The organism is Sphingopyxis sp. J-6, from assembly GCF_046603995.1.
GTDB lineage: Bacteria > Pseudomonadota > Alphaproteobacteria > Sphingomonadales > Sphingomonadaceae > Sphingopyxis.
On record NZ_CP145810.1, the window covers coordinates 327,844 to 350,187 of the forward strand.

The window sequence follows — 22,344 nt, forward strand, 5'->3', positions numbered from 1 at the left end:
CCGGGCCGGAGGCGGCCTCTGGGGGGAGGCCGCCTCCACCAATCTAGCGCTTTCCGAAGGCGAGCGCATCGCGGGCGCCGCGCCAGCCCATATATTGTTCGGCGAGCATCCAGTCCTGCCGTGCAAGCTGCGGGTCGGAGAGGCTGATCGTTCCGGCCTGATCGAGCAGGCGCTCCGCCTTCGCCGCCGCATCGCCCGCGAGAAGCGGGTAGCTCTTCGCTAGCGCGTGGACCTCCCACCCGGCCGGAACATGGCGATAGGTATCGACATAGGTCTCGCCATCGGCACGCGTCACCATGATGTCGGTCGAGAAATTGGTCTGAATCGGCGACAGCCTGTCGATGCCCGCGACGAAGTCGGCGGCGAGGCCCTTCGCTTCGGCATCGCCGACCTCCGGGATCAGCGCGAGCGTCGCCATGGCGGAGATCGACGGCGTCTCGGTGCGCAGGCTGTTGTCCGGATAGTCGGCCCAGTTGACCCCCGCTTTCGGCCGTCGCCGCATCAGCCATTCGACCGCCCGGCTCCGCGCCGTACGCACCTTTTCCTGTAACGCCGGTTCGCTTTTCAGGGCGGCATCGATCTCGCGCAGGGCGATGACCGCGAAGGCGGTGACATAGGTCGCGGCATTGTCGGGCCGGTCGGCGGCGTCCATCGCGCTCGACCACCAGCCTTCGCGATTTTGCGCCGCGAGCAATGCTTCGACGACGGGCACGGGAGGCGGCCGGTCGGCGGCGCCATAGGCCTTGAGCGTCCACAGCGACACGACGGTAAAGGGCGCGCCTTCGACCATGACGCAATGGCAGCCGCCGCCCATGAACTTGGCGACCATCGCGTCGAAGCGCGACAATTTGTCGGCGGCCGTGGCCTTGTCGACCGCGATCAACTGCGCGAGTCCCCAGAAAATCTTGCCGTTGGTCGCCTTTTCGGTGTCGCCCAGCGCGCTGACCACGGCGTTGGCGATCACCGGTTCGGTTGCCGTCACCGTCTTGTCGAAGCCCGCCTCGACCGCCGCCTGGTCGAAGGCAGCCGAATGGGCCGTATAATACCAGCCGCTGCCAGCCAGTGCCGCGACCGCGAGCGCCGCGGCGGTTCCCACGGCAAGCGGGGAGAAACGCCGCCGGGATACGGTCGCGCGAGCGGGCTCCTCCGCCGGCGCGGCGGCCGGGCCGCCTCCGCCCAGACGCCGGTCGATCGCCGCCAGCACCCGCTGCCAGGCCGGATGCGTCGCGCTGCCGTCGAATTTCGACAGGTCGACGACGTTGACGTTGTAAAATTCGGCGGGCAGCGCCTCCGGATCCATCTTCTCGAGCCCGATCGCGACGAGCGAACCGCGATCGAGGCCGATGCGGCTTTCGATACGGACCCAGCGGCGCTGGATCGCGGCGGGTGTCCAGCACCCCAGCACGACCTTGGCGCCCTTGACCGCGCGGTCGATGACGTCGGGAAATTCGGCGCCGGCGTCGATTCCCTCGGCGTCGAAAAAGACATGATGGCCGCGCGCGGTCAGCAGGTCGCGAATCTGCGCCGCCTTGACGGCGTCGGCGCGGCTGTAGCTGATGAAAATATCATAGGGGCGTTCGGCCGCGTCATCCGCTGCATTTGCCGTCATCGTCACTGCAGTCCCGCAAATTTTCGCTTGTGCCGCGAAATCGTCTTGCAGCGATAGCAGCCCCGCCGATGTTGGCAAGCACCGGCAATCACAGGCGCAATCCACCGCAAGCTGCTTGACCATGTCGATGAAGCGTGCAAATCCATCGACGAATTGAACCGATAGGAGAACTCATTCCCATGGCTCAAGCCCCCCGAAACGCCTCCGTTCCCGCCGCCGCGCCGCCCAATCCTCCGGCGCGCGGCGAGCGCAGCCCCGGCGTCAAGCTGGTCATTGCGGTGCTGATTGCCGTCGCGCTGATGGTCCCGCTCCTGATGGTCTATGGCCTGCTCTGGGACCGCCAGCAGCAGGCCGAAACCGCGCAAGCCTCGATCGGGCAGGGTTGGGGCGGGCAGCAGACGATCGCCGGGCCGGTGATCGTCATTCCCTATCGCGCCACCGAAACGCAGACGGTCACCGAAAACGGCCGTGATGTGACGCGTTCGGTCAACATGATCCGCAACCTCTATCTCTCGCCGCAGAGCAACAAGGCCGAGGTGACGATCAAGCCCGAGAAGCGGAAAAAGGCGATATATGAAACCGTCGTCTATGAAAGCCAGATCGCGGGGAGCGCCGAATTCGTCCTGCCCGCCGATATCGCGCGCTATGGCGTCACGCGCGAGGCGCTGATGCTCGACCGCGCCGAGGTGCGGCTGGGGGTCAGCGACGCGCGCGGGCTGGTCGACGGCAACAGCCTGAGCGTCGACGGCACGCCGTTGGCGCTCCAGCCGGGCAAGGGGCTACTCTCGACCGGCAATTCGGGTACCTTCGCCTTCGTCGACTGGAGCGCCGCGGCGCCGATGAAGGTCGATTACCGGATCGGGGTGCGCGGGCTCGGCGATTTCAAGTTGATCCCGCGCGGGGTGGATACGCGCTGGACGGTCAAGTCGAGCTGGCCCAACCCGAGCTTCGGCGGCGATTTCCTGCCAGCGAAGCGCAATGTGACAGGCAGCGGCTTTACCGCGACCTATGCGATCCCCAACCTCGCGCTGGGGCAGGCGCAGGTGCTGACCGGCGATCTGTCGCCGCCGGTGACGACCAGTTATGGCGGGCGCGGCTACGCCGAATCGGTGCCGGTCGAGGTCGCAGCGGCCGCCGACGGCGTAAGCGAGGCGTCGGGCGGCACGGCAAAGGCGGTCGCGATCAGCCTGATCGAACCCGTCGACCTGTACAGTCAGGTCGATCGCAGCATCAAATATGGCTTCCTGTTCATCGGCTTCACCTTCGTCGCCTTCCTGATGTTCGACATCATTGCGGGGGCGCGGGTCGCGGCGGCCGAATATCTGCTCACCGGCGTCGCGCTGGTGCTGTTCTTCGTGCTGCTGCTCGCCTTTGCCGAAGTGATCGGCTTTACGCCCGCCTATCTGCTGGCGTCGGCGGCGATCATCGGGTTGCTCGCGGCGTATAGCGCGGCGGTGCTCAAGAGCTGGAAGCGGGCACGCTTCCTCGCCGCGATGCTGATCGGGCTCTATGCCTTGCTCTATGTCCTGCTCAACCTCGAGGCCTATTCGCTGCTGATCGGGTCGGTGCTGATGTTCTTCGCGCTCGCGGGCGTGATGTACATGACGCGCAACATCGACTGGGGCGGATTGGGGAAGAAGGAGGAGCCGGTAGCGGCCTAGCGTTTCGCGATCCTCCCCATCGACTTGCGATGGGGAGGATATTTTCTACCGCCAGCGCAGATTGTGGGGGCCGAGATCTGCGAGGGTCTTGGCCCCCATCAATTTCATTCCGCGTTCGATCTCGGCGCGGAGCAGCGCCACCGCACGGCTGACGCCGTCTTCGCCCGCCGCGGCGAGCGCGTAGAGATAGAGCCGGCCGCCCGAGCAGGCTTTCGCGCCGACCGACAGCGCCTTCAGGACATGCGTACCGCGCGTGATGCCGCCGTCGCAGATCACCTCGATCCGGTCGCCGACCGCGTCGACGATTTCGGCGAGCGCGTCGAAGGGCGAAATACTGCCGTCGAGCTGGCGTCCGCCGTGGTTCGACACCATGATCGCGGTGGCGCCGATATCGACCGCGCGCTTCGCGTCTTCGACTGCCGCGATGCCCTTGAGGCAGAAAGGGCCGTCCCATTGCTTGCGGATCGCCTCGGCGCGCTGCCAGTCGAGGCTCTGGTCGAGCATCGAGGTAAAATATTCGGCGACCGATTTGGGGACGCTCGACCCTTCGGAGACATGCGTCGCGAGATTGGGCAGGCTGAATTTCTCGCGGAGGACATAGTTCAGCCCCCAGCCGGGCTTGATCGCGTAGCTCAGCATGTTGCGCGCGGTAAAGCGCGGCGGCGAGGTGAATCCCGACCGCAGGCAGCGTTCGCGGTTGCCGCCGACGATCGTGTCGACGGTGAGCGCGACGGCGTCGAACTTCGCGGCGCGCGCGGCGTCGAGCATCGCCTTGTTGAGCCCTTCGTCGTGGTGGACATAGAGCTGGAACAGCTTGGGGCCGTCGGTGAGCGCGCCCGCTTCGGCAAGGCCGATCGTCGCGAGGCTGGAGATGCCCGCGACGGTGCCGGCGTTCGCGGCGGCGCGGAGGACGGCGCGCTCGCCCTGCCAGTGGAAGAGGCGCTGGAGCGCGGTCGGCGAGAGGAACAGCGGCATCGCCATCTCGCGCCCGAAGAGCGTCGTGCGCATGTCGATGCTTTCGACCCCGGCGAGGACGCGCGGGATCAGGTCGCAGCGGTCGAACGCATCGCGGTTGCGGCGGCGAGTTACCTCGTCGTCAGCCGCCCCGTCGATATAGTCGAACACCGGCCAGGGCAGGCGGCGTTTCGCCAGCGCGCGAAAGTCGTCGATATTGTGGCAGTCGGTCAGGCGCATGCTTCCCCCCGGAGCGAAATCAGGATGGCGGCGGGGGCGGCGTGACGATGCCGCCCGTCAGCCGGGCGAGCGCCCAGCGCGGCTCGACCGGGCGTCCGGCGTCGGCGACATGCGCCGCGACGCGCGCGCCGATCGCGGGCGCCAGCGCGAAGGCGCGTCCGGCCGCGCCGCCGACGACCCACGCGCGCGGATGGTCGGGCAGGCGGTCGAGCAGCAGGTCGCCGGTGACGGTGCGGCAATCGTGCACCGCGGCGCTGGCGACGACCGGCGCGGTGCCGATGCGCGGCAGGCGGCTGGCAAGCCACTGGCGGACATCGGCGAGCGCGCGTTCGTCGGCGCGGCGGTCGAAGCTGTCGGGATCGACGCTCGCATCGCCGAGGCTACGCCAGCAGCGCACACCCTCACCCTCGATGTCGGGAAGCGCGGTAAAGCCATAGGCGCGGTCGATGAAGGCGGGCATCGCGGGCGGGCGATATTGCAGGTCGCCCTGTCCGGGTCCGAAATGAAAAACCTGGCTGCGCACCGCCGAAAGCCGCTGCGGCGTCAGCAACTGCGGGAAGAGTTCGGTGAGCCAGGCGCCGCAGGCATAGACGATGCTGCCCGCAGTGCCGCCGTCTGGCAGGGCATAGACGTCGCGGCGCTTGTCGCGGAGCGGCGCGGGCATCACTACCGCCTCGGGTTCGACCTGTGCGTCGAGTAAGGTTTCGAGGACGCCGCGGCGCCCCGCCAGCATGGCAGCCTTTTCGGCGATATAGGCGGCCTCGCCGGCGTGCCATGCGATCTGGGTAAAGCGGTTTTTGAGCTTGTCGCCGCTTTCGCGGTCGCTGCCGCGCGGTGCAACGGCCGGGTCGGTTGCGGCGAGCGTCGTCAGCGCCTCGCACGGCGTCAGGATCGGCAGGCTGGCGGTGTCGGAAAGCTTGTCCCACGCTGCATAGCTGTCGGAGACAAGCCCGGCATAAAGCGCGTCGCCGCCCTGCGCCGGGTCGAGCAGCATCGACGGCAGGTTCGACGCGGCGCGGCCGTTGCCCGCGCCATAGGCGTCGAACAGCCGGACGCTTTTGCCTTGCCGGACGAGGTGCCAGGCGGTCCACGCACCGAGCGCGCCGGCGCCGACGACCGCGACGTCGACATGGCTCTCCGGCGCCTTGGCGCCCCTGCGCTTGCGCGATTTGCGCGGCTCGGGCGGATCCTTCGGTTTCGGTTCCTTCTTCTCCCGCGCCGCGGCGCCGACCGCGAGTGCAGCGGGGACGGCGGCGAGCGATGCGAGCAGCTTGCGGCGATCGAGGCTCATGCGGCGGTCGCCCCCTTGATCACCCAGGCAATGAGGGCGCGGCCGCTGCCGGCGAGCATGGCGAGGTTCGCGGCATCGTCGAACAGCCAGCATTCGCCGGGCTGCCACGGCTTGCCTTCGACCTCCCCCGAACCGTCGACGGGGATGAACCAGACGGGGCCAGAGGCGCAGAGATCGGGGAGCGCGGCGAAATCGTCGAGGTGCGCATCGACAAGGCCGAATTTCGGGCCGTCGACGAGGCGGTCGATGCCGACCGCGATCGGCGTGCGCAGGTTCGGGGTCAGATAGGGACCGGGATCGGCGCAGGCCATCGCCTCCGCAAGATGCAGTTCGCGCGGGCGGCCATAGTCGTAGAGGCGATAGGTGATGTCGGCATATTGCTGCACTTCGATGAGCGCGAGCCCGCCGCCGATCGCGTGGATCGTGCCGGGGGTGACGTGGAAATGATCGCCCGGCGCGACGGGTTTCCAGTCGATCAGTTCCTCGATGCTGCCGTCGAGCGCGGCGTCGCGCAGCTCTTCGGGCGTGACGCGCTGTGCGAGGCCGAGGCCGATCGCCGCGTCGTCGTCGGCATCGAGGATCACCCACGCCTCTTCCTTGCCCTGCCGCGCGCCGACCGCTTGCGCCCCGGCGTCGTCGGGGTGGACCTGCACCGACAGCGCGTCGGAGGTGAAGAGATATTTGATCAGTAGCGCCGGTTCGGGGCACCCTGCCGGAAGTTCGAACCAGATTTCGCCGATGCGCTCGCCCGCGGCATCGAACAGCGGGCCGATGTCGGTGCGGCCCCACGGCTTGGCGACGCGGCGAGGGATGAGGCGGGTTACAGGCATCGGGTCACTCCTTCCGCTTGTAATAGCGATATCCCCCGATCCAGGTTTCGAGCGGCGCCATGCGGCGGATCTCGTCGGGGCTCGCCATCAGCGGATCGCCGTCGACGATCAGGAAGTCGGCGCGCATCCCGGGCATCAGCGTGCCGAGCCGGTCCTCGGCGAAGGCGGCGAAGGCGGCGGTGCGGGTAAAGCCGTCGAGCGCGGTTTCGCGCGTCACCGCTTCTTCGGGATGCCAGCCGCCGAACGGCTGCCCCGCGGCGTCGGTGCGCGAGATGGCGGCGGCGATGCCGGGAAAGGGGTTCGAACTTTCGACGGGCACGTCGGAGCCGAAGGCGAGGCGGACGCCCGCGTTTTCGAGGCTGCGCCACGCATAGGCGCCTTTGAGGCGGTCTGGACCGAGGCGGGCCTCGGCCATCAGCCGGTCCGACGGCTGGTGGATCGGCTGCATCGAGGCGATGACCTTCAATTGCGCGAAACGCGCAATGTCGGCGGGGTCGATGACCTGCGCATGTTCGATCCGCCAGCGCCGCTCGCCGGGCAGGTCGGCGGTCAGGTCGCCGATTGCGGCGAGCGCTTCGGCGTTGGCGGCATCGCCGATCGCGTGGATCGCGACCTGGAAATTGTCCATCGATGCGCGGACCATCTTGTTGCGGAGCTGGGCGGGGGTGAGCAGCGGCAGGCCCTTCTGCCCCGGCGCGTCGCTATAGGGTTGTTTCAGCCACGCGCCGCGCGAACCGAGCGCGCCGTCGAGATAGAGCTTGACCCCGACCATGCGCAGCCGGTCGTCGTACAGCCACGGCGTCGGTTCCTGTCCGGCGATGATCGCCATATTGTCGATGTCGGCGCCGTAGCTCAGAATACGGATCGCGAGCTGTTTCTTGTCGCCGGCGCGGCGAAACGCCTGCCAGTCGGCGATCGTCGTGCCCATGTCGGCGATGCTGGTGATGCCCTGTTCGAGCAGCTTTTGCTGCGCGAGATAGAGGGCGCGGTCGAGGTCGCGCGCCAGCGGCTTGGGCTTGGCATTGTTGACCAGCGCCATCGCCGCATCGACGAACACGCCGCTCGGCCTGCCGTCCGCCATCTCGATGCGGCCGCCCTCGGGCGCCTTGCTCGTCGCGCTGACCTTTGCCGCGTTCATCGCCGCGCTGTTCGCCCAGCCGGCATGGCCGTCGATGCGTTCGAGCCAGACGGGACGGTCGGGAACCGCGGCGTCGAGGTCGGCGGCGGTCGGGAAACGGCCGAGGCCCCATTTTTCCTGATTCCAGCCCGACCCGATGATCCACGGCATTTCGGGGTTCGCCGCGGCATATTTGCGGATTGCCGCCTGTGCCTCGGCAAGCGATTTCGTCCCCGACAGATCGAGCAGCATCAGCGAGAAGCCGAAGCCCATGACGTGGCCGTGGGCGTCGATCATGCCCGGAATCAGCGTGCGGCCTTTGCCGTCCTCCTTGAAATCGGGGCGTTCGGGGCGCTTGTCCTTGCGGTCGAGGAGCTGTTTGACCTTGCCGTCTGACGCGATGACCAGTCCGGTGAAGCGGACGAGCTTGCCGTCCTTGTCGAGCGTGATGCCGTTGACATTGTCGACGAGTGTATCGGCCTGCGCCGGTACGGCGACGAGCGACAGCAGCGCGGCAAGGGCGAGGCGTTTCACTTGGGCAGCCTTGTCACCAGCGAACTCGTGTCGCGGCGGCCATGGCCGGCCTTTTGAACGTCGGCATAGAATTGGTCGACGAGGCTCGCGACGGGCAGCGTCGCGCCGTTGAGGCGCGCTTCTTCGAGCGCGAGGCCGAGGTCCTTGCGCATCCAGTCGACCGCGAAGCCGAAATCGAATTCGTCCTTCGCCATCGTGCCCCAGCGGTTGAGCATCTGCCAGCTCGCCGCAGCGCCGCCCGACACCGCTTCGAACACCTTGTCGGTGTCGAGGTCCGACGCCTGCGCGAAGCGGAGCGCCTCGGACAGCCCCTGCAACACGCCGGCGATCGCGATCTGGTTGACCATCTTTGTCGTCTGTCCGGCGCCGGGGCCGCCGATATGGACCATGCGCGCGGCATAGGCGCGCATCACCGGCTCGGCGGCGGCAAAGGCCTCCGGCGTGCCGCCGCACATGATCGACAAGGTGCCGTTCTGGGCGCCGGCTTCGCCGCCCGAGACGGGAGCGTCGAGAGCAAGCAGCCCGAGCGATTCGGCCTCGACCGAAAGCTGGCGAGCGATGCGGGCGGAGACGGTGGTGTGGTCGACGAACAGCGCGCCCTTGCGCATCGCCGCAAAGGCGCCGTCGCGGCCCAGCGTGACCTGTGCGAGGTCGTCGTCATTGCCGACGCACGAGAGTATGACGTCGGCGTCTTTCGCGGCTTCGGCCGGCGTCGATGCCGCCGCGCCGCCATGCTGCGCCACCCAGGCGTCTGCCTTGGCACGGGTGCGGTTATAGACGGTGAGGTCATGCCCCGCCTTGACGAGATGGCCCGCCATCGGTCCGCCCATGACGCCGGTGCCGATGAAGCTGATACGCAATTTTTGTTCGCTCATGCGCGGTCCATAGCATTGTTTGCTTCGCGCGCTAGATGCGGTAGGGCGCCTGTCGTTATGACAGATCAACTCACCCTGACCCCCGCTGCCGATTTACCGGCAATCACATTGGACGATGTGCGTGCGGCGGCGGGGCGAATTAACGGCGCGGTGGTGCGGACACCTACGCTGAAGTCGCAGACCCTGTCCGATCTGGTCGGCGCCGAGGTGTGGCTGAAATTCGAGAATCTGCAATTTACCGCTGCGTATAAGGAGCGCGGCGCGCTCAACGCGCTGCTGTTGCTCGACGACGCGGCGAAGGCGCGCGGCGTGATCGCGGCCTCGGCGGGCAATCATGCGCAGGGCCTTGCCTATCACGGCAAACGGCTCGGCGTGCCGGTCACCATCGTAATGCCGAGCACGACGCCGCAGGTAAAGGTGTCGCAGACCGCGGGCCATGGCGCGACGATCGTGCTGTTCGGTGAGAAGTTCGATGACGCTTATGCCCATGCCCGCGAACTGGAAGTCGAGCGCGGGCTGACCTTCGTCCATCCGTTCGACCATCCCGATGTCGCGGCGGGGCAGGGGACGGTGGCGCTCGAAATGCTCGAGGATGTGCCCGAGATCGACACGCTGATCGTGCCGATCGGCGGCGGCGGCCTGCTTGCGGGCATGGGCACCGCGGCGCGCGGGATCAAGAATGACGTGCGCCTCGTCGGGGTGCAGGCCGAGCTGTATCCGTCAATGTATGCCGAGCTGAACGGCGTCGATATGGCGTGCGAAGGCGACACGCTGGCCGAGGGTATCGCGGTGAAGGAACCGGGGTCCTATACGCGAAAGCTCGTCGCCGAGCTCAACGACGATATCGTACTGGTCGCCGAGCGTCACCTCGAGCGTGCGGTCAGCCTGCTGCTCCAGATCGAGAAGACGGTGGTCGAGGGTGCGGGCGCGGCGGGACTCGCGGCGATGCTCGCGCATCCCGAGGAATTTGCCGGGCGCAAGGTCGGGCTGGTGCTGACCGGCGGCAATATCGATACGCGGCTGCTCGCCAATGTGCTGCTGCGCGACCTCGCACGCTCGGGCCGCATCGCGCGGCTGCGCATCCGCCTGCAGGATCGCCCCGGCGCGCTGTTCAAGGTGATGAAGCTGTTCGACGAGAAGCAGGTCAACATCATCGAAATCTATCACCAGCGCATTTTTACGACGCTGCCGGCCAAGGGCCTGATCACCGACATCGAATGCGAAGCGCGCGACCGCGAGCATCTCGACAGCCTCGTCGCCTCGCTCCGCGAGGCGGGCTATATGGTGACCACCGTCGAACTCGCATGAGGGAATTTACGCGCGAGTTCGTTGCGACGCCCGAGAGCATCGACGAGCTTGGCCATGTCAACAATGCCGTCTGGGTGCAGTGGATCCAGCAGGTCGCGACCGGCCATTGGGACGCTGCCGCGCCGAAATCACATAAGGACGCCTATATCTGGGTCGTGGTGCGGCACGAGATCGACTATCTGCGCGCGCTCGGCCCCGGCGAGACGGTGATCGCGCGAACATGGGTGGCCGACATCCCGCAGGGGGCGAAGTTCGACCGCTTCATGGAGTTCACCGGCGCCGACGGCAAGGTCCATGTCCGGGCGCGAACGGTGTGGGCGTTGCTCGACAAGGCGAGCGGCCGCCCGCTCCGGGTAACCGATGAAATTGTGGCGCCTTTCCTGGACGATTAGCGGACGGTTGGGCGGTGCACGCCGCGATCAGCGCGCCGCTACCGCCACGCGGTGCCGTTCGACCCAGCCTTTGGCGCAGGTCGACGCATAGCGGACATCGAGGCCGTTTGCCGTCCCGCGACAGCTGTGGCGCCCCTGTGCGAAATGCACCCACAGCCAGTTGCCGCGTGCGCCGCAGACGAACACCGGGGTGCCGCGGGTGAGCTTGCCGACCTTCCCCGACGCGATCGTAGGGGTGCGGTGGACGTTCGTCTTGCGGCTGCTCGCATCGCCCGCGATCACCGCATAGGAACAGACGCCCGCTGGCGCGGCCGCGCCGCTTTGTGCCGCGAACAAGAGGGCGAGGGGAGCGAGGATCATGGTGCGGACCTTCCTGTCGATACGGCAGACGTGTCCCGCGCAGGACACCGGCCATCCATATTCGGATGCGCGCCGATCCACCAGCGTGAAGCGTTCGTGTCGACGGTGGAACTTTGGGCAGTCCGATCGGTAAGTCCGCCGAAGGAGAAGCGGAATGGAAACGATGGAACTGCATCGCGGCCGGCTGATCGATCATATCCAGCTCGTCGTTGCCGACCTTGCCGCGAGCCGCAAATTCTATGGCGCGATTTTCGATGTCTTGGGAATCCCGATCGGCGGTGAGGCGGCCGAGCATTTCTGGTTCGACGAGTTGTTCGTTTCGTCGGTCGGCAGCAAGGAATCGCTCGGGGAATTGACCGGACGCCATCACCTCGCCTTTCAGGCCGCCGATCATGCGATGGTCGACGCCTTCTACCGGGCCGGCCTTGGCGGGGGCGGCCGCGACAATGGCGCGCCGGGCAAGCGATCCTATCATCCGGGCTATTATGCCGCCTTCCTTCTCGATCCCGACGGGAACAATATCGAGGCGGTCCACCATGGCGCGGCCAAACGCAGTGCGGGGTCGGTGGTGATCAATTTCTAGCCGCGATTATCGGCACGGCTTCGCTTCGTGCTGGACAATGTCGGCGGCGCATCGCTACCGCGCGCGGCATGGGTATCGTTGCGACAATCATGAACACCGCCACCGGCCAGCCGATCCAGAAGATGAGCTTTGGCCGCATGCCGAAACCATGGGCGAGCTTTACGCTCGAGACCGGCGAGCTGGTCACCGCCGAACGGGTCGACGTCGGCAAGCCGGCGCCCGGAAAATTTGCGGCGCCGGTCAGCGTGTGGGTGACGGTGAAACCGCGCGGCTGACCCTAGACATAGCCCACCCAGCCGCGCCAAGTGAAGGCGGCGTAGAATTGCTCGACGCCCGTGAACCCCGCGGCGCGAAGAACCTCCTCGTCAGCTTCGGGGCTCAGCATCGCGACGTGGGTCGCGACGGCTTCGCGCCCCTTGGCGACCTGATCGGGGTCGCCGCCCGAGGCGATGGCATAGGAGGCATAGCGGTCGAGCCAGCGGTCGCGGTCGCCCGCGCCTTGCGGAAAGCTGCCGTGCGCGGCGACGAAGGGCGCGCGGGGCTTTAGCCGGGCGCGGATTTCTGACGCGGTACGGATACGCTCTTCGCGTTCGAGGAAATGCAAGGTCAGGAGGCAGGTGGCGCCATCGAACGGGCCCGCAGGCGCGTCGTCGATATAGCCTTCAATGAACGCGGCGCGCGCCGCGTGCGGCCCCATGACCCTGGCCGCCAGATCGAGCATCGGTCCCGCCGGATCGACGCCGGTGAAACGCCAGCCCGGATGTGCCTCGGCCATCGCCTTCATCTCGCTGCCGCCGCCGGCGCCGAGCACGAGGATATGCGCGTCCTCCGGCACGCGCTCGGCGAGCAAGAGTCCGGTCATGCGGTGCAGCCCGTCGAGCCCGGGGACGAAGCGCCGCGGCCCTTCGGTATAGCTTTCGACCGCGGCCGGGTCCTTGAAGCTGTCGAGGAAATGCTGGGCGCCCTTAGTCATGAATATGCTCCTGTTCTGTCATGTGCCGCGCGGCCATCCGCGCGTGAAAATCGGCGGCGAGTTCGGCGAGCGTGACCCCGGCGAAGCGGTCGAGCAGCAGGGCCTCGGCGTCGCGGAAGCTGGTGTCGAGCGCGGCATTGACCGCCTGTTCGACAAGGCAGCCCGGCGCGTCGGTGCGGTTGCCCATCGCCATCAGGTGCGGGCGGCCGATCGCCTCATAAACGTCGCGCATCGTGATAGAGGCAAGATCGCGCGCGATCGTCCAGCCGCCGCCATGGCCCTTTTCGCTGTGGACGAAGCCGGCATCGCGCAGTCCGGCAAGGATGCGGCGGATGACGACGGGATGCGTCTGCATCGCCTTGGCGAGCTGGTCGGAGGTCAGCGGCTCCGCCTGTTCGGCCATATGGAGGAGGACGTGGAGCACGCCCGACAATCGGCTGTCGCGTTTCATGTAACTTTACATATTACGTGACCGGCTCGGGTTCAAGGGGGGCGGTGCAAAAAACGGAAGACTCCGCCGGGTTTCGTCGTTCTTCCCGATTCGGCGACATCGTAGCGCGCGATTTCCCGAAGGCGCGTCAGAGGCAGCGAGCGGCGCCATGGGTCGCCGATCAGCGCGTCGATGCGGCAGCGATCGAGGAAAGCGACGACCATGCTGGCGAGTTCCTCCGAATAGAAGAGATCGCCGGCGAGGATGAGGTCGGCATCGGGCGTATCGAGGCCGGCGACGTCCCCGGCGCGGATATCGAGCTGAACCCCGTTGAGCGCTGCATTGAGTTCGATCGCTGTGACGGCATAGGGATCGGTATCGATCGCCGTCACCTGCCGCGCCCCGGCTTTGGCCGCCGCGATCGCGACCAGCCCCGATCCCGCCCCGAGATCGAGGATGCAGCGCCCGGCAACACATTCGGGATGGTCGAGAATATGGCGCGCGAGCGCGAGACCGCCGGCCCAGTAATGCGCCCAATAGGGAGCACCGAAACCCTCCGCATCGCGCGCGGCAAGGTGGCCGAGGCCGCTGTCCGGCGCCGCCTTGTGCAGGAGGATTTCGGGGACGCCCGGGACCGGCGCGACCGGCAGATTGTCGCGGATGAAAGCTTTTGTATCGGCGGGCGTCATATGTGGAGGGTAGCGTGCCCCGATGCCGCGCGGCCAGTGTTTCCCGGAGAGCGTTGATCGCCGCGCATAAAGCTGATAGGCGCTACGGCGATGACCAACGACCGATCCCTTCGATTCAAGGCGTATTGGCGCTCCTTTACATAGGAGCGGCATGGCATCACCCTATGACCATCGCCGCCGTGTCCGGAAGGCGAATGGTTGTCATCACATCATCACCCCCTCGGTTCGCGGCGTGCGCTTTTTTGAAGAAGACGCGACATGATCGATACCCTGCTTGCCCTGTCGACCGACCATTGCCGCATCACGCCGCTCACCGCCGATGATGCGCGCGCGCTCGCTGCGATCACCGACGAAACGGTGACCTCGCGAATCCATTTCCTGCCCGCGCCGTTCACCGAGGCCGATGCCCGCGCACTGATTGCCGGATCGGGCGGCGGCGACGTGTTCCACGCCGTGCGCGACGAAAGCGGCCTCGACCTCAACGGCGTGATCGGTGTCCACCGGCGTTTGGGACAGGAATATGAGATCGGCTACTGGTTCGCTGCCCGCGTGCGGGGCAAGGGCATTGCGACCGAGGCGGTGCGTGCGGTCGTCGAAGCGCTCGCCTCGTCGCGGCCGGGCTGTTCGATCGTCGCCGAATGCCATCCCGACAACGAACGCTCGCGTGCGCTGCTGCGCAGGGTTGGTTTCGTCTCGACCGGGCGTGCGGGGCGGCGGCCGGGGCGGATGCTGCTGTCGTGGCGCGCCGCGCCCGCCTATCGCATCGATGTGTGCTGAGCCGATATGTTCGCGGCGTCGACCTCTTCGGTCAGCGCCTTGACGATCGCCGCCACCGAGTTCGGCGCATAGGCAAAGCCCATGTGGCCGCAATCGACCTCGACCTGCCGGTCGCTTTCGTGCGGCAGGCCGCGTGCGCTGCCGGCGGCGATGACGCCATCGTGCTTCGACCATAGCGCGAAGGTCGGCATGCTGGGGCGCGGCGCGGGGTGAAAGTCGATGGGGGGATTGTCGACGGGGTGGCGCGCGACGAGGTGATAGAGCCGCCAAGCGCGGTTGGCGCGGCGGGAGCCCGAGAAGGGCGAACCGAGCGTGACGACGCGCGCGACCTTGTCGGGGTGGTGCTTGGCATATTCGCGGGCGTAAATCCCGCCGAGCGACCATCCCACCAGCGCGGGCGCGTGGCCGGTGCGGTCGATGATCCACTGGACGCGGCTATCGATGCGGTCGACGATGTCGGCAGTCGCGCCGCGGTTGAAGCCGAGGCCCCACGCATAGCAGCGAAAGCCGGCGCGGCGGAGGTCGGCCCGCAGCGCCTTCGTCGCCCAGTCGCCCGACAGGAAGCCCGGCAGCACCATTACCGGCGGATGGTCGCTGTCGGGGTTGGGCTCGGGCGGCATCGGGCGGATGCGTCCCGATATCGCGCGCAGCAAGGCGCCCGCCTCGCGCCACAGCAGCGACAGGGGCGGCGGCGCGTCGGGATCGGGGATGCGCGCGGGCCATTCGGCCCGGCGGGTGAGAAAGCCGCGGATCATGGGCCTGATATTAGCGCTTCGGCACCAGTTTCAACAGCTTGCCCTTCTCACCGTCGGTGAGCAGCCACACCGTACCGTCTTCGCGGGCCTCTACCTCGCGGATGCGGGTACCGAAATCCCAGCGGTCCGACTTGTGGAGCGCGTCGCCGTCGATGGCCATGCGAATCAGCCCCTCGCCTGACAGCGCACCCATCAGCAGGCTGTTCTTCCAGCCCGGATAGGCATCGCCGCCATACCAGACGAGCCCGCCGGGCGAGACCGAGGGGTTCCACCACAGTTTCGGCGCGGCGAATTCGGGGCGCGTGGGATGATCGGGAATATCCTTGCCGTCATAATGATCGCCGTTCGACACGATGGGATAGCCGTAATTGGCCTTGGCTTCGACGAGGTTGACCTCGTCGCCGCCCTTCGGCCCCATCTCCTGATTCCACAGCCGGCCGGTGCCATCGAAGGCGAGCCCGAGGATATTGCGATGGCCGAGCGACCAGATTTGCGCGGTGACGCCCGCTTGATCGGCAAAGGGATTGTCGGCGGGCACGCTGCCGTCGGGGTTCAGGCGCAATATCTTGCCGAGATTGGCCTTCATGTCCTGCGCCGGATCGAACTTCTGGCGTTCGCCCGAGCCGATGAACAGGTATCGGCCGTCGGGCGAGAAGGCGAGGCGATGCGAGAAATGGCCGCGGCCGGTGACCTTGGGGTCCTGTTTCCAGATGATCTGGAGGTCCGAAAGCTTCGGCGCGCTGCCCTGTTCGAGCTTTGCCTTGCCGACGACGGCGCCGAAGGTGCCGCCGGCGCCAGCCTCGACCCAGCTCAGATAGACGGTGCCCGACTGCGCAAAGTCAGGTGCCAGAATGACGTCGCCGAAGCCGCCCTGGCCGCCGTAGGCGACCGAGGGGACGCCCGCGATATCGAGGGTCGATCCGCCTTCCTGCCATAGTTTCAGCTTGCCCGACCGCTCGGTGACCAGCGCCAGCTTCGTGCCGGGGATGAAGGTCATCGCCCAAGGTTCGTTGAAATCGGCGATCTCCTGCACCGTGAAGGGCGCGTCGGCGACCGGTGTCGCGGGCTGGTCGCCCGAGGCGTCGAGTTTGGCGGTATCGGCCGGAGCGGCCTCGCTGGGCGCGGTACCCGCCGAGCAGGCGGCGATGACCAGCGCGGCGAAGGCAAGTGTCGGGACATGTTTCATGGGGGGCTCGCTTTGGTTGGGGGCAGCGGCAATTTGCCGTTCCGCGCGGGCAAAGTCGAGGGGCTTGGCCGGACTTACCGCCCGGCCCAATAATCGAATGCCAGTTGCTGCTGTTCGCGAATGAAGCGGGCCGCCGCCGCGCCTTCCCACGGCCCGTCATATCCGAGCAGCAGCGCGGTCCCGCCGACCCACCAGCCCTGCCCGGGCAGGCGGTCGCTTTCGCGCACGACCAGCACCGCAAGATCGGGTTCGCCATCGAGCGCGCAGAGCCGGTCGACTTCGCCCAGCGTCCGGCACACGGCGCGCATTTTCGGGCGGGTGAAGCGGAAACCCAGATCGCCGAGCAGTTCGGAGTAGCTGACGCTGCGCCCCTCGCGCGCCGCAGCGGTCAGGATGTTGCGGATGCGTGGCGCGTCGCCGAGCGCGGTGGCATCGGCCGCAGCGGCTTCGCCGCCTAGCCCTTGGTCGCGGGAGCTTTTGGCGGCCATGGAATGAATCCGGAGGTGCGCTGGACATAATCGGCATAATCGGGGCGTGTCTTGTGCAGCCCTTTTTCGAGCAGCGCCTTGCCCGACCAGCGCGTCAGGGTGAAGGTGAGGAAAATCGGGCCGATGACGCTGGCGGCGGCAAGCTCCCACCCCGCGTCGGCGGCGACAAGCCAGATGCCCCACCAGGTCAGCGCATCGCCGAAATAATTGGGATGGCGCGTGTAACGCCACAGGCCGGTATCGAGCACCTTACCCTTGTTCGCCGGGTCGTTGCGGAACTTATTTAGCTGGAGATCGCCGATGGTTTCAAAGGCGATCCCGGCCAGCGCGGCGAACATGCCGATCCTGGCGAGCCAGCCGATGGTTGCGGGCGGGAAGCTCGCACTCGCCCAGATGCCGAGTTGGGCGGGAAGGCAGGTCAGGAACAACAGCGGCGCCTGCGTCAGGAACACCGAGAGCAGCGCAGTCTTGCCCCAGCTCCATCCTTTCGTTTCCATCGTCCGGCCGATGATCCGGACATAGCGCGGATCTTCTCCGGTCGCGCGCCAACGCAGGAGAAGATGGGTCGCCAGACGAATGCCCCAAAGCGTCACGAGGACGAGGATCAATTGGGTGCGCAGCCCGCCGAAGCCGGCCTGCACCGCCGCGCCCCATGCGAGCAGGACCATGCCGAATGCCCAGAAAGCATCGATGAACGACACATCGCGGATTGCGACCGCTGTGCGCCACAACAGCAATATGACGCCGATCAGGACGACGAAATTGACCGCCAGCAATATCGCCGCATCGCTCATCCGCGCTCTCCTGCTTCGACATCGCTGCCGACGATATCATCGATCGAGCGCACCGCGCGATCGGGGAATTTCGGAACGCAGCTCTTATAGACCTCCAGCACCTTCAGCATGTCGGCGCGAAAATCGCCGGTCGGCCAGATCAGCGGGCCGAGCCCGCCGGTCCTGGTGCGATAATCCATCATTCCGACGACCATCGGCACCTTGGCCGCGAGCGCGATCTGGTAGAAGCCGGTTCGCCATTTCGCTGCCTTGCCGCGTGTTCCCTCGGGGGCGACCGTCAGCATGAATTCAGCGCGGCGCGCGAATTCGTCGACCATCTGTTGCACGACCTGCCCGCTGTTGCGGCGATCGACCGCCACGCCGCCCATCTGGCGGATGAAACCGCCGAGCGGCCAGCGGAAAAGCGACAGCTTGGCCATGAAATGCGGCCGGATGCCTTTGTCGGCGGTGAGCCCGAGGAAGTTGACGAAGTCCCAGTTGCTGGTGTGCGGCGCGGCGATGAGGACGAAGCGCCGCGGTTCGGGCACCTCGCCGACGGCCTTCCAGCCGCGCAGGCGGTACAGCAGCAACAGCAACCGGCGAACCGCTCGCGCCGCGAGCCCCGGCGGATCGTCTTCGATACGCGCCACTTGTTTTTCCCCTTCCGCCGAGCGACTTGCGCGAAAGCGCGGGGGGATGCAAGCGCGGGTGCGTCAGCCGACGAAGGCGCGTTCGATCACGAAATCGCCCGGTGCGGCGTTCGAGCCTTCGGTGAACCCCAGTTCCCCGAAACGCGCCTGGAGGTCGCGGATCATCGCCATGCTGCCGCACATCATGATGCGGTCGCCGGCCGGATCGAACTCCAAGGGGCCGGTGAGCGGATGGCCGAACAACTGACCGCCCGCGATCAGCGCGTCGATCCGCCCCTCGGTCCGGAACGGCTCCCGCGTCACCGTCGGCAGATAATGGAATTGCAGCAAGGCCTGATCCTGCACCAGCGGGTCGCCGGCGAGCTGGCTTTCCAGTTCGTCGCGGAACGCAAGGTCGCTGACCCGCCGCACGCAATGGACGAGCGAGATTTGGTCGAAGCGCTCGTAGATGTCGGGGTCGCGCGCGAGGCTGAGGAACGGCGCCAGCCCGGTGCCGGTCGACAGCATGAACAGCCGCTTGCCGGGGAGCAGCGCGTCGGCGACGAGCGTCCCGGTCGGTTTGCGCCCGAGATAGACGGGGTCGCCGGGCTGAATCTTCTGCAGCCGCGAGGTCAGCGGGCCGTCGGGCACCTTGATCGACAGAAATTCCAGTTCTTCGGCATAGGCCGGGCTGGCGATCGAATAGGCGCGCAGCAGCGGACGCCCTTCGCCGCCGGGCAGCCCGATCATCACGAATTCGCCCGAGCGGAAGCGGAAGCTGGACGGGCGCGTGATCGTGAAGCTGAACAGATGTTCGTTCCAGTGGCGGACCGAGCGCACCTCCTCGACCGTCAGCGAGGCGGAGGGGGCAAGCGTTGCGGCGGCGGCGATACGGTCGCTCATGATCGGTTTTCCTGATGGTTCATGCTGTGAGGGGAGAGGGTGAAGCCGGCGGCGGCGAGCTTGAGCGACGCGGCGGCGAGCGCGGTGCTGGCGGGGACGACGCAGTCGGGCTCGACAAGCAGCGCGAGCGTCGCCTGGGCCGCGGCGACGCGATCCTGCGCCATGTCGTGCCAGAGGGCGATCAATATCGCCTCGTCCTCGCCGATCTGCCGGCAGCACATCGGCGCGAGGGTAATTTCCTCGCGAGCACCGGCGCCGAGCGATATCATCGCGGCATGGAATTCGGAGAGCGCCGGCGAGGCGCCGACCGCCGCAAAGCCGTTGTGCAGCGCCCGCGGCGGGCAATTGCGGCGTGCGACAGCCGCCGTCCAGCCGCGCATCGCCCAGAGCAGGAAACGGCCGCTGTTGCAGAGAGTTTCGACGGGGCGGTCGACGAACGCGTACATGGGCTTCCCTGAATCATCGCGCAAGATCGCATGCGATGTGCACGCGGGCATAGGTTATTGCGAATGGTTCGCAACCAAGAAATTCTATCGGCGACCATATCGACGGCTGATTCAGGGTTGGCCAGTGGCGAGGTCACCGATCGGACGCGGCAGCAGGCGCGCAAGGAATTTCGCGCCGCCTGCATCCCCCTTTGCCTTGGCGCGCGAGCCTTGCTATCGGCAGCCGGGCATGGCGAATACCACCGACGATCCCGACCATAACGAACCCGTCCCCGGCATGATCGATACCCCGTTCGACAGCGCGCTGTCCGAACGCTATCTCGTCTATGCGCTGTCGACGATCACCGCGCGCTCGCTGCCCGACCTGCGCGATGGCTTGAAGCCCGTTCACCGCCGCCTGCTGTGGGCAATGCGCGCGATGCGGCTCGACCCGTCGCAGGGGTACAAGAAGTCGGCGCGCGTCGTCGGCGACGTCATCGGCAAGTTCCATCCGCACGGCGACACCGCAGTCTATGACGCGATGGTCCGCCTCGCGCAGGATTTCTCGCTCCGCTACCCGCTCGTCGACGGGCAGGGCAATTTCGGCAATATCGACGGCGATAACGCCGCCGCATACCGCTATACCGAGGCGCGGCTGACGCGCGTCGCGATCGACCTGATGCAGGGGCTCGACGAAGGCACCGTCGATTTCCGGCCGACCTATAATGGCGAGGACGAAGAGCCAGAAATCATGCCGGGGCTGTTCCCGAACCTGCTCGCCAACGGCGCGAGCGGGATCGCGGTCGGCATGGCGACGAACATCCCGCCGCACAATGCCGCCGAGGTGATCGACGCGGCGCTGGTGCTGATCGAAAATCCGCGCGCCGAGCTGTCCGAACTGCTCGAACATGTGAAGGGCCCCGATTTCCCGACCGGCGGCATCGTCGTCGACAGCGCCGAGACGATCGCGCACGCCTATGAAACCGGTCGCGGCGGCTTTCGCGTCCGGGCGCGTTTCTCGACCGGTAAGGGCGCCGACGGCGCGTGGGAAGAGAGCGGCATCGAAAAGCAGGCGGGCGGCACCTGGCAGCTTGTGATCAGCGAAATTCCCTATGGCGTCGCCAAGGGCAAGCTGATCGAGCAGATCGCGCAGCTGATCGCCGACAAGAAATTGCCGATCCTCGAGGACGTCCGAGACGAGAGCGCCGAGGACCTGCGCATCGTCCTCGAACCCAAGAGCCGCAATGTCGATCCCGATGTGCTCAAGGAAAGCCTCTACCGGCTGACCGATCTCGAAAGCCGCTTCGCGCTCAACCTCAACGTCCTCGACGCGACGCGGACGCCGAAGGTGATGGGGCTGCACCAGCTTCTCACCGAATGGCTGCAGCACCAGATCATCGTCCTCGTCCGCCGCGCCGAGCACCGGATCGGCAAGATCGACGACCGGCTCGAACTGGTTGGCGGCTACCTCATCGCTTTCCTCAATCTCGACCGCATCATCGAGATCATCCGCACCGAGGACGAGCCGAAAGTGGTGATGATCGCCGAGTTCATGTTGACCGACCGGCAGGCCGAAGCGATTCTCAACATGCGGTTGCGGTCGTTGCGCAAGCTCGAGGAAATGGAGTTGAAGCGCGAGCAGGCCGACCTGATCGCCGAGCGCGAGGAGCTGGCCAAGCTGGTCGCGAGCAAGGATCGCCAGAAGACGCGACTGCGCAAGGATCTGGAAAAGCTGCGCGCCGTCTATGGTCTCGACACGCTGCTCGGGGCGCGACGGACGACGATCGCCGAAGCCGCGCCGGCGCGCGAAATTCCGCTCGACGCGATGATCGAGAAGGAACCGGTGACGGTGATCCTGTCGAAGCGCGGCTGGATTCGCGCCCAGCGCGGCCATGTCGCCGCCGACCAGTGGGGCGAGTTCAAGTTCAAGGAAGGCGACGAACTCGCCTTCGCGGCGCATGCCCAGACCACCGACAAGCTGCTGATCGCGGCGAGCGACGGGCGGTTCTTCACCGTCGGCGCCGACAAGCTGCCCGGCGGGCGCGGGTTCGGCGAGCCGCTCCGGCTGATGGTCGACATCGACCCCGAGGCGCGGATCGTCGCGATGGTCCCCGCGACCGTTGACGGCCGTCTGCTGCTCGCCTCGTCGAGCGGCCACGGCTTTATCGTCCAGATGGGCGAGGTGATTGCCGAGACGCGCAAGGGCCGCAATGTCGTCAACCTGAAGCCGAAGGCGCAGCTTTCCGTCGTCCGCAAGATCGCGGCCGGCGACGATAGCGTCGCGGTGGTTGGCGAGAACCGCAAGCTCGTCGTCTTCCCCGTCGCCGAGGTGCCGGTGATGGCGCGCGGGCAGGGTGTCATGCTGCAACGTTACCGCGACGGCGGCCTGTCCGATGCAGTGAGCTTTGCCTTCGCCGATGGGCTGAGCTGGGCGATGGGCGGCGATACCGGCCGCACCCGGACCGAAACCGACCTTGCCCCGTGGCGCGTCGCGCGCGGTGCGGCGGGACGAATGCCGCCGACGGGCTTTCCCCGCAACAATCGTTTCGGCTGACCGATATT

At 66.9% G+C, this 22,344-nt stretch carries 24 protein-coding genes; 7 read left to right on the forward strand and 17 right to left on the reverse strand.

Going from position 1 to position 22,344, the window contains the following annotated elements:
• Nucleotides 1–43: 43 nt before the first annotated feature.
• Entirely contained in the window at nucleotides 44–1,609 is a 1,566-nt protein-coding gene (locus V6U71_RS01740) for a toll/interleukin-1 receptor domain-containing protein (protein ID WP_411342294.1), read from the reverse strand.
• Between the two features lie 179 nt (nucleotides 1,610–1,788).
• On the opposite strand from V6U71_RS01740, the gene creD reads away from it, so the two are divergent.
• Entirely contained in the window at nucleotides 1,789–3,270 is a 1,482-nt protein-coding gene (gene creD, locus V6U71_RS01745) for a cell envelope integrity protein CreD (protein WP_411340711.1), read from the forward strand.
• Between the two features lie 45 nt (nucleotides 3,271–3,315).
• Here the strand turns inward: creD and V6U71_RS01750 are convergent, their stop codons facing one another.
• From V6U71_RS01750 to V6U71_RS01770, 5 genes are read right to left on the reverse strand one after another with little or no spacing between them, the layout of a single operon-like run.
• Complete coding sequence (locus tag V6U71_RS01750) at nucleotides 3,316–4,464, reverse strand: alpha-hydroxy acid oxidase (RefSeq protein ID WP_411340712.1); 1,149 nt, start codon at nucleotides 4,462–4,464, stop codon at nucleotides 3,316–3,318.
• Nucleotides 4,465–4,483: 19 nt separating this feature from the next.
• Nucleotides 4,484–5,755 (reverse strand): NAD(P)/FAD-dependent oxidoreductase, encoded by a 1,272-nt coding sequence (locus V6U71_RS01755; RefSeq protein WP_411340713.1) that lies wholly within the window; start codon nucleotides 5,753–5,755, stop codon nucleotides 4,484–4,486.
• Complete coding sequence (locus tag V6U71_RS01760; protein WP_411340714.1) at nucleotides 5,752–6,585, reverse strand: class I mannose-6-phosphate isomerase; 834 nt, start codon at nucleotides 6,583–6,585, stop codon at nucleotides 5,752–5,754. Before V6U71_RS01760 ends, V6U71_RS01755 begins: the two co-directional genes overlap by 4 nt.
• Before the next feature lie 4 nt (nucleotides 6,586–6,589).
• Complete coding sequence (locus V6U71_RS01765; RefSeq protein WP_411340715.1) at nucleotides 6,590–8,236, reverse strand: amidohydrolase; 1,647 nt, start codon at nucleotides 8,234–8,236, stop codon at nucleotides 6,590–6,592.
• Nucleotides 8,233–9,111, reverse strand: a complete 879-nt coding sequence (locus tag V6U71_RS01770; RefSeq protein ID WP_084758607.1) for an NAD(P)-dependent oxidoreductase — start codon at nucleotides 9,109–9,111, stop codon at nucleotides 8,233–8,235. The genes V6U71_RS01765 and V6U71_RS01770 overlap by 4 nt, the downstream gene beginning before the upstream one ends.
• Before the next feature lie 57 nt (nucleotides 9,112–9,168).
• Between V6U71_RS01770 and V6U71_RS01775 the strand changes: the two genes are divergently transcribed.
• Nucleotides 9,169–10,419 (forward strand): threonine ammonia-lyase, encoded by a 1,251-nt coding sequence (locus V6U71_RS01775; protein ID WP_411340716.1) that lies wholly within the window; start codon nucleotides 9,169–9,171, stop codon nucleotides 10,417–10,419.
• A complete protein-coding gene (locus V6U71_RS01780) occupies nucleotides 10,416–10,811 on the forward strand; it encodes an acyl-CoA thioesterase (protein WP_411340717.1) in 396 nt (131 codons plus the stop codon). Before V6U71_RS01775 ends, V6U71_RS01780 begins: the two co-directional genes overlap by 4 nt.
• A 27-nt stretch (nucleotides 10,812–10,838) precedes the next feature.
• Here the strand turns inward: V6U71_RS01780 and V6U71_RS01785 are convergent, their stop codons facing one another.
• Entirely contained in the window at nucleotides 10,839–11,171 is a 333-nt protein-coding gene (locus V6U71_RS01785; protein ID WP_411340718.1) for a hypothetical protein, read from the reverse strand.
• A gap of 154 nt (nucleotides 11,172–11,325) precedes the next feature.
• On the opposite strand from V6U71_RS01785, the gene V6U71_RS01790 reads away from it, so the two are divergent.
• Nucleotides 11,326–11,754: a VOC family protein gene (locus V6U71_RS01790; RefSeq protein WP_411340719.1), complete on the forward strand. Its 429-nt coding sequence runs from the start codon at nucleotides 11,326–11,328 to the stop codon at nucleotides 11,752–11,754.
• A 68-nt stretch (nucleotides 11,755–11,822) separates the two neighbouring features.
• Nucleotides 11,823–12,029 (forward strand): hypothetical protein, encoded by a 207-nt coding sequence (locus V6U71_RS01795; protein WP_411340720.1) that lies wholly within the window; start codon nucleotides 11,823–11,825, stop codon nucleotides 12,027–12,029.
• A gap of 2 nt (nucleotides 12,030–12,031) precedes the next feature.
• Here V6U71_RS01795 and V6U71_RS01800 read toward each other — a convergent pair whose 3' ends face one another.
• The 3 genes from V6U71_RS01800 to V6U71_RS01810 are packed head-to-tail and all read right to left on the reverse strand — an operon-like array spanning nucleotide 12,032 to nucleotide 13,846.
• Nucleotides 12,032–12,727: a class I SAM-dependent methyltransferase gene (locus tag V6U71_RS01800; RefSeq protein ID WP_411340721.1), complete on the reverse strand. Its 696-nt coding sequence runs from the start codon at nucleotides 12,725–12,727 to the stop codon at nucleotides 12,032–12,034.
• Complete coding sequence (locus V6U71_RS01805; protein ID WP_411340722.1) at nucleotides 12,720–13,178, reverse strand: Rrf2 family transcriptional regulator; 459 nt, start codon at nucleotides 13,176–13,178, stop codon at nucleotides 12,720–12,722. Before V6U71_RS01805 ends, V6U71_RS01800 begins: the two co-directional genes overlap by 8 nt.
• A 32-nt stretch (nucleotides 13,179–13,210) precedes the next feature.
• A complete protein-coding gene (locus V6U71_RS01810) occupies nucleotides 13,211–13,846 on the reverse strand; it encodes a class I SAM-dependent methyltransferase (RefSeq protein WP_411340723.1) in 636 nt (211 codons plus the stop codon).
• 258 nt (nucleotides 13,847–14,104) lie between these two features.
• On the opposite strand from V6U71_RS01810, the gene V6U71_RS01815 reads away from it, so the two are divergent.
• Entirely contained in the window at nucleotides 14,105–14,623 is a 519-nt protein-coding gene (locus V6U71_RS01815) for a GNAT family N-acetyltransferase (RefSeq protein WP_411340724.1), read from the forward strand.
• On the opposite strand, the gene V6U71_RS01820 is transcribed toward V6U71_RS01815, so the two are convergent.
• From V6U71_RS01820 to V6U71_RS01850, 7 genes are all read right to left on the reverse strand, one after another.
• A complete protein-coding gene (locus tag V6U71_RS01820) occupies nucleotides 14,602–15,378 on the reverse strand; it encodes an esterase/lipase family protein (protein ID WP_411340725.1) in 777 nt (258 codons plus the stop codon). The genes V6U71_RS01815 and V6U71_RS01820 overlap by 22 nt on opposite strands.
• 10 nt (nucleotides 15,379–15,388) lie before the next feature.
• Complete coding sequence (locus tag V6U71_RS01825) at nucleotides 15,389–16,564, reverse strand: PQQ-dependent sugar dehydrogenase (protein WP_411340726.1); 1,176 nt, start codon at nucleotides 16,562–16,564, stop codon at nucleotides 15,389–15,391.
• Between the two features lie 74 nt (nucleotides 16,565–16,638).
• Nucleotides 16,639–17,052: a ribose-phosphate pyrophosphokinase gene (locus tag V6U71_RS01830; RefSeq protein WP_411340727.1), complete on the reverse strand. Its 414-nt coding sequence runs from the start codon at nucleotides 17,050–17,052 to the stop codon at nucleotides 16,639–16,641.
• The gene (locus V6U71_RS01835; RefSeq protein WP_411340728.1) at nucleotides 17,019–17,846 is read right to left on the reverse strand and encodes a DUF1295 domain-containing protein; all 828 of its coding nucleotides are present in this window, start codon (nucleotides 17,844–17,846) and stop codon (nucleotides 17,019–17,021) included. Before V6U71_RS01835 ends, V6U71_RS01830 begins: the two co-directional genes overlap by 34 nt.
• Nucleotides 17,843–18,475 carry a lysophospholipid acyltransferase family protein gene (locus tag V6U71_RS01840; protein WP_411340729.1) on the reverse strand — a complete coding sequence of 211 codons (633 nt, stop codon included), beginning with the start codon at nucleotides 18,473–18,475 and terminating at the stop codon, nucleotides 17,843–17,845. Before V6U71_RS01840 ends, V6U71_RS01835 begins: the two co-directional genes overlap by 4 nt.
• A gap of 63 nt (nucleotides 18,476–18,538) precedes the next feature.
• Entirely contained in the window at nucleotides 18,539–19,357 is an 819-nt protein-coding gene (locus tag V6U71_RS01845; RefSeq protein WP_411340730.1) for a ferredoxin--NADP reductase, read from the reverse strand.
• Complete coding sequence (locus V6U71_RS01850; protein WP_411340731.1) at nucleotides 19,354–19,803, reverse strand: hypothetical protein; 450 nt, start codon at nucleotides 19,801–19,803, stop codon at nucleotides 19,354–19,356. The genes V6U71_RS01845 and V6U71_RS01850 overlap by 4 nt, the downstream gene beginning before the upstream one ends.
• Nucleotides 19,804–20,032: 229 nt before the next feature.
• On the opposite strand from V6U71_RS01850, the gene parC reads away from it, so the two are divergent.
• Nucleotides 20,033–22,336 (forward strand): DNA topoisomerase IV subunit A, encoded by a 2,304-nt coding sequence (parC, locus tag V6U71_RS01855; RefSeq protein ID WP_411340732.1) that lies wholly within the window; start codon nucleotides 20,033–20,035, stop codon nucleotides 22,334–22,336.
• Nucleotides 22,337–22,344: the final 8 nt, after the last annotated feature.

Bases quoted from the DNA above. Each gene is read 5' to 3' on its own strand.
- V6U71_RS01740 (WP_411342294.1), bottom strand. From the start codon at position 1,609: ATGACGGCAAATGCAGCGGATGACGCGGCCGAACGCCCCTATGATATT.
- creD (WP_411340711.1), top strand. From the start codon at position 1,789: ATGGCTCAAGCCCCCCGAAACGCCTCCGTTCCCGCCGCCGCGCCGCCC.
- V6U71_RS01750 (WP_411340712.1), bottom strand. From the start codon at position 4,464: ATGCGCCTGACCGACTGCCACAATATCGACGACTTTCGCGCGCTGGCG.
- V6U71_RS01755 (WP_411340713.1), bottom strand. From the start codon at position 5,755: ATGAGCCTCGATCGCCGCAAGCTGCTCGCATCGCTCGCCGCCGTCCCC.
- V6U71_RS01760 (WP_411340714.1), bottom strand. From the start codon at position 6,585: ATGCCTGTAACCCGCCTCATCCCTCGCCGCGTCGCCAAGCCGTGGGGC.
- V6U71_RS01770 (WP_084758607.1), bottom strand. From the start codon at position 9,111: ATGAGCGAACAAAAATTGCGTATCAGCTTCATCGGCACCGGCGTCATG.
- V6U71_RS01775 (WP_411340716.1), top strand. From the start codon at position 9,169: ATGACAGATCAACTCACCCTGACCCCCGCTGCCGATTTACCGGCAATC.
- V6U71_RS01780 (WP_411340717.1), top strand. From the start codon at position 10,416: ATGAGGGAATTTACGCGCGAGTTCGTTGCGACGCCCGAGAGCATCGAC.
- V6U71_RS01785 (WP_411340718.1), bottom strand. From the start codon at position 11,171: ATGATCCTCGCTCCCCTCGCCCTCTTGTTCGCGGCACAAAGCGGCGCG.
- V6U71_RS01790 (WP_411340719.1), top strand. From the start codon at position 11,326: ATGGAAACGATGGAACTGCATCGCGGCCGGCTGATCGATCATATCCAG.
- V6U71_RS01795 (WP_411340720.1), top strand. From the start codon at position 11,823: ATGGGTATCGTTGCGACAATCATGAACACCGCCACCGGCCAGCCGATC.
- V6U71_RS01800 (WP_411340721.1), bottom strand. From the start codon at position 12,727: ATGACTAAGGGCGCCCAGCATTTCCTCGACAGCTTCAAGGACCCGGCC.
- V6U71_RS01805 (WP_411340722.1), bottom strand. From the start codon at position 13,178: ATGAAACGCGACAGCCGATTGTCGGGCGTGCTCCACGTCCTCCTCCAT.
- V6U71_RS01810 (WP_411340723.1), bottom strand. From the start codon at position 13,846: ATGACGCCCGCCGATACAAAAGCTTTCATCCGCGACAATCTGCCGGTC.
- V6U71_RS01815 (WP_411340724.1), top strand. From the start codon at position 14,105: ATGATCGATACCCTGCTTGCCCTGTCGACCGACCATTGCCGCATCACG.
- V6U71_RS01820 (WP_411340725.1), bottom strand. From the start codon at position 15,378: ATGATCCGCGGCTTTCTCACCCGCCGGGCCGAATGGCCCGCGCGCATC.
- V6U71_RS01825 (WP_411340726.1), bottom strand. From the start codon at position 16,564: ATGAAACATGTCCCGACACTTGCCTTCGCCGCGCTGGTCATCGCCGCC.
- V6U71_RS01830 (WP_411340727.1), bottom strand. From the start codon at position 17,052: ATGGCCGCCAAAAGCTCCCGCGACCAAGGGCTAGGCGGCGAAGCCGCT.
- V6U71_RS01835 (WP_411340728.1), bottom strand. From the start codon at position 17,846: ATGAGCGATGCGGCGATATTGCTGGCGGTCAATTTCGTCGTCCTGATC.
- V6U71_RS01845 (WP_411340730.1), bottom strand. From the start codon at position 19,357: ATGAGCGACCGTATCGCCGCCGCCGCAACGCTTGCCCCCTCCGCCTCG.
- V6U71_RS01850 (WP_411340731.1), bottom strand. From the start codon at position 19,803: ATGTACGCGTTCGTCGACCGCCCCGTCGAAACTCTCTGCAACAGCGGC.
- parC (WP_411340732.1), top strand. From the start codon at position 20,033: ATGGCGAATACCACCGACGATCCCGACCATAACGAACCCGTCCCCGGC.